General features: G+C 34.0%; 4 protein-coding genes. 3 read left to right on the forward strand and 1 reads right to left on the reverse strand.

Annotated elements, in window-relative coordinates; genetic code table 11:
- The 3 genes from ACO5GE_RS07645 to ACO5GE_RS07655 form a co-directional block, all read left to right on the forward strand.
- Positions 1-267, forward strand: a 267-nt coding sequence (locus ACO5GE_RS07645) for a kinase/pyrophosphorylase (RefSeq protein ID WP_484830322.1), incomplete at its 5' end; no start/stop codon positions are given.
- 31 nt (positions 268-298) lie between these two features.
- Positions 299-2,920, forward strand: coding sequence for a pyruvate, phosphate dikinase (ppdK, locus tag ACO5GE_RS07650; protein ID WP_484830323.1), 2,622 nt, complete (start codon positions 299-301; stop codon positions 2,918-2,920).
- Positions 2,921-3,279: 359 nt separating this feature from the next.
- Positions 3,280-3,786, forward strand: a complete 507-nt coding sequence (locus ACO5GE_RS07655) for a cysteine hydrolase family protein (protein ID WP_484830324.1) — start codon at positions 3,280-3,282, stop codon at positions 3,784-3,786.
- 68 nt (positions 3,787-3,854) lie between these two features.
- Here the strand turns inward: ACO5GE_RS07655 and ACO5GE_RS07660 are convergent, their stop codons facing one another.
- Complete coding sequence (locus ACO5GE_RS07660; protein ID WP_484830325.1) at positions 3,855-4,514, reverse strand: CPBP family intramembrane glutamic endopeptidase; 660 nt, start codon at positions 4,512-4,514, stop codon at positions 3,855-3,857.
- Between the last annotated feature and the right edge of the window lie 207 nt (positions 4,515-4,721).

The raw sequence follows: 4,721 nt of genomic DNA on the forward strand, positions 1-4,721 counted from the left end.
GTTCCTTCCATTCGAGTGATTGGATTGACCAACTCTCCGGAGAAATTGAATCAAATCCGAGAAGAGAGATTAAAGTCGCTGGGATTGGCGAAAGGAAATAAGTACTCTGATATGAATCGTATTTTGGAAGAAATTGACTATGCAGAGGCAATTATGAAACGTATCGGTTGCCCGATTATCAATGTTGCAGATAAGGCGATTGAAGAGACTGCAGATATTATCTTAAATATCATGAAAAGAAATGGAATCAATATTTATAATATTTAATAGAGTATAAAGTATTAGGAGGAGAAAACAGATGAAGAAGTATGTTTACAGTTTTCAAGAAGGTACAAAAGATATGAAAAGCCTTCTTGGCGGAAAAGGTGCGAATCTTGCAGAAATGACTAACTTGGGATTGAGCGTACCTCCGGGATTTACGATTACAACAGAGGCATGTATTGAATTCTACAATCAAAACAAAGAAATCTCCGATGAATTGTTGGAAGAAATTAAAAAGAATGTAACATTGGTAGAAGAACAATTAGGCAAAAAATTTGCTGACAAAGATCAACCTTTATTGTTCTCCGTTCGTTCAGGTGCTGTAGTTTCTATGCCCGGAATGATGGATACTATTTTGAATTTGGGTTTGAATGACGAAACTGTAGTAGGACTTGCAAAATCAACAGACAATGAAAGATTTGCTTATGACAGTTATCGTAGATTTATTCAAATGTTTTCAGATGTTGCAATGGGAATCTCCAAATCAAGATTCGACTATGTATTGGACGGAAAAAAAGAAGAAAAAGGATATAAAGAAGATCCTGAATTGACAGCGGAAGATTTGAAAGATATTATCGAAAAATATAAATTGATTTACTTAGAAGAAATGAAAGAAGAGTTTCCTCAAGATCCAATGAAACAATTGTATCTTGCAGTAAAAGCAGTATTCTCTTCTTGGAACAATGCAAGAGCAATCACATACCGTAACTTAAACGGAATAGCACATGATTTGGGAACTGCTGTAAACGTACAGTCCATGGTATTCGGTAATATGGGAAATGATAGCGGTACAGGAGTTGCATTCTCCAGAAACCCTGCTGACGGAACAAACAAAATTTTTGGGGAATTTTTGATGAATGCACAAGGAGAAGATGTTGTTGCAGGAATTCGTACTCCAAAATCTATCGATGAATTAAAGACAGTAATGCCTGCAATCTATGACGAATTTATCAGTTCTGCAAAAAAATTGGAACAACATTATCGTGATATGCAAGATATTGAGTTCACAATTCAAAATGAAAAACTATTCTTCTTACAAACAAGAAACGGAAAGAGAACAGCAAAAGCGGCAATCAATGTTGCAGTAGATTTGGTAGAGGAAGGACTAATTACAAAAGAAGAAGCAGTAATGAGAATTGAACCTGCTCAATTAGATAACATTCTACATCCTAATTTTGATGAAAAAGAATTGAAAAAAGCAGTGAAAATAGCAAAAGGTTTACCTGCATCTCCCGGAGCTGCATCAGGAAAAGTATATTTCTATGCAGAAGATGTTGTTGCAGCGAAAGAAAGAGGAGAACAATGTATTCTTGTTCGTCAAGAAACATCTCCTGAAGATATCGAAGGAATGAACAGTGCAGAAGGTATTTTAACTGCAAGAGGCGGTATGACTTCTCACGCCGCAGTTGTTGCTCGTGGAATGGGAAAATGCTGTGTTGCAGGATGTCAAGAAATTCGTGTAGATGAGGAAGCTAAAGTATTAAAATATGCTGATAAAGAAGTCCGTGAAGGAGATGTTATTTCCCTAAACGGAAGTACAGGAGAAGTTTACTTGGGAGATGTGAAAAAAGTAAGCGCAGAATTAACAGGAAACTTCAAAAAATTGATGGGATACATTGATGAAATCAAGCGTTTGGGAGTAAGAACCAACGCTGATACTCCAAGAGATGCAAAAACTGCAATTGACTTTGGAGCAGAAGGAATCGGACTTTGCAGAACAGAGCATATGTTCTTCAATGAAGATCGTATTCCAAAAGTAAGAAGAATGATTTTGGCAAAAACAACTGAAATGAGACAAAAAGCGTTGGATGAATTACTTCCTCTTCAAAGAGAAGACTTCGTTGGAATCTATGAAGTGATGGAACAAAGAGCTGTTACTGTTCGTCTTCTTGATCCACCTCTACATGAATTCTTACCTACAACAAAAGAAGATATTCAAGAGCTAGCTGATAGTATGGGAATTACATTTGATGAATTGAAAGACGTTGTAAATTCCTTACATGAAGTGAACCCTATGCTTGGACATAGAGGTTGTCGTTTAGCTGTAACATATCCGGAAATTTATCGTATGCAAGTAAGAGCTATTATCGAAGCAGCATTGGAAGTAAGTTCCAAAAAAGACTACGATTTAGTACCGGAAATCATGGTTCCATTGATTGGTAGCGAAAAAGAATTGAAATTCGTAAAAAATCATATTGTTGATGAAATAGAAAAAGTCTTTGCAGAAAAAGGAAACACAATTAAATATTTAATCGGAACAATGATTGAAATTCCAAGAGCTGCAATTACTGCAGATGAGATTGCAAGAGAAGCTGAATTCTTCAGTTTTGGAACAAATGACTTGACACAAATGGGATTTGGATTTTCAAGAGACGATGCAGGAAAATTCTTAGGAGAATATGAAGCGAATGAAATCCTGGAAGTAAGTCCATTTGAGGCAATCGATCAAGATGGAATCGGAAAATTGATGAAAATTGCTGTGAAACTTGGAAAAGAAACAAGACCTGATATCCATTTGGGAATTTGTGGAGAACATGGTGGGGAACCATCTTCTGTAGAATTCTGCCATAGTATAGGATTGGATTATGTATCATGTTCACCATATCGTGTACCGATTGCAAAACTTGCAGCAGCACAAGCAGTCGTGAAATCAAAATAGCAACTGTTTGGAAATCAGAATAAATATTTAGTTAGTATTTCAGCAAGGAACAGTGTATAAGGATGATTATATGCTGTTCCTTTTACTGATATTGAAATCATATCAAATTATCATAAAAAAGTTGGAAAATATATGTAATCAACATAGTAGTAAAGTTATCAAGACAACCATAGTAAATAATATGATGGACAGAGTGCAGTCATAACAGGTATCGATAAAGGAACAGATGATTAGATGTAATGCTGCAAGAAGTTCATTACTTTAAGAACTTTGAAATACATAGATGTAAGACTATCTTTGTATATTAGATTTGATATGAGAAAAGTAATTATAGGATATATGAAAAAAAGGTGGTTATGATGAAATTATTAGTTGTTGTGGATGTACAGAATGATTTTGTGGACGGTTCATTGGGAACTGAAGAAGCGATTGAAATTATTCCGTATGTAAGAAAAAAAGTTGAAAATTTTGTTGGGGAAGTAGTGTATACGATGGATACCCACGATGAAAACTATCTACTGACACAAGAAGGAAAAAAACTTCCTGTAAAGCATTGTTTGAAAGGTTCTCAAGGCTGGGAACTAAGACAGGGAATCTATCGAGAAAACAGTAAAATTTTTGAAAAAATAGGTTTTGGTTCTACAGATTTGGTAGATTATATTAAAATGCTTGGTAAAGCAGTTGAAAGTGTTGAATTGATAGGAATCTGTACAGATATTTGTGTTGTTTCAAACGCAATTTTGTTAAAAGCACATTTTCCGGAATTGCCAATCATTGTAGATAGCAAGGGTTGTGCCGGAGTTACTCCTCAGACACATAAAAATGCGATAGAAACGATGAAAATGTGCCAAATTGAAGTAATATAATTGTTAGGAAGAGAGTAATAGAAAATCCCGAAAAAAGAAGATTCTTTTTTTCGGGATTTTTTGTGAGATTATGTTAGATAGTGTAGTGAGATGACAGAAATCGCGTTGTTGATAAAATGAAACAGAAAACTGACAGATATATTTTTTTTGTTAATAAGATATGACATAGTAATCATAAATGAAAGAGGAACATAGTACACTAATTCCGGATAATGGAAGGAATGTAAGAGTACGAAGCAAGTTATGGATAGTATTACAGCTAAATAGGTAGGAATTTTTTTCGAAAAATGTCCTATCATGATATGTCGAAACACAACTTCCTCTATGATTGCTCCAAATACTGCGATGATAATCAATGCCCATAACAACGGAACAGATTTGACATATTGCAACACCACTTCATTGTTCTCTGTTTGTTTCACCGGGATATCCAAAACAGACAATAACACAAAAAGCAACAGTATACTTGAGAAATAGAGGAATAGAACTGAAAATAATGTTCTAAATGGTTTTTGTTTGAAATAAGCAAATGAATTCAAAACATCTTTTCCGTAGAATGCTATTGTGATACAAAATAATAATGTGAACTGGATACTCATTAACGTACCTTGAGAAATCGTAGTGTGAGTTATAAAAGATAATATTGTCTTTACGATTAGTGGAAAAATCGGAATCACAATAGAAAAAAAGTAGATGAAAAGTATCAAAAAGGGTTTTATTTTTTTCAAGTAAATTACCTCCATTAAATTATATTTCATATTTAAGACATTATATTATCAGATTTTCCTTATATTCGTCAAGTTATAGAGATCATGAGTTTTAACATTTCGTATGATACAAGCTTTTATGAAAAAAATGAGGAAAAAAGATTGTATATCGTTCTTGTTATTCGGACAAAAAATACAATTCATGACAAGAAAAAAGAACTACAGACT

It is taken from the genome of Filifactor sp., from assembly GCF_057248345.1.

Bases quoted from the DNA above. Each gene is read 5' to 3' on its own strand.
- ACO5GE_RS07655 (WP_484830324.1), top strand. From the start codon at position 3,280: ATGAAATTATTAGTTGTTGTGGATGTACAGAATGATTTTGTGGACGGT.
- ppdK (WP_484830323.1), top strand. From the start codon at position 299: ATGAAGAAGTATGTTTACAGTTTTCAAGAAGGTACAAAAGATATGAAA.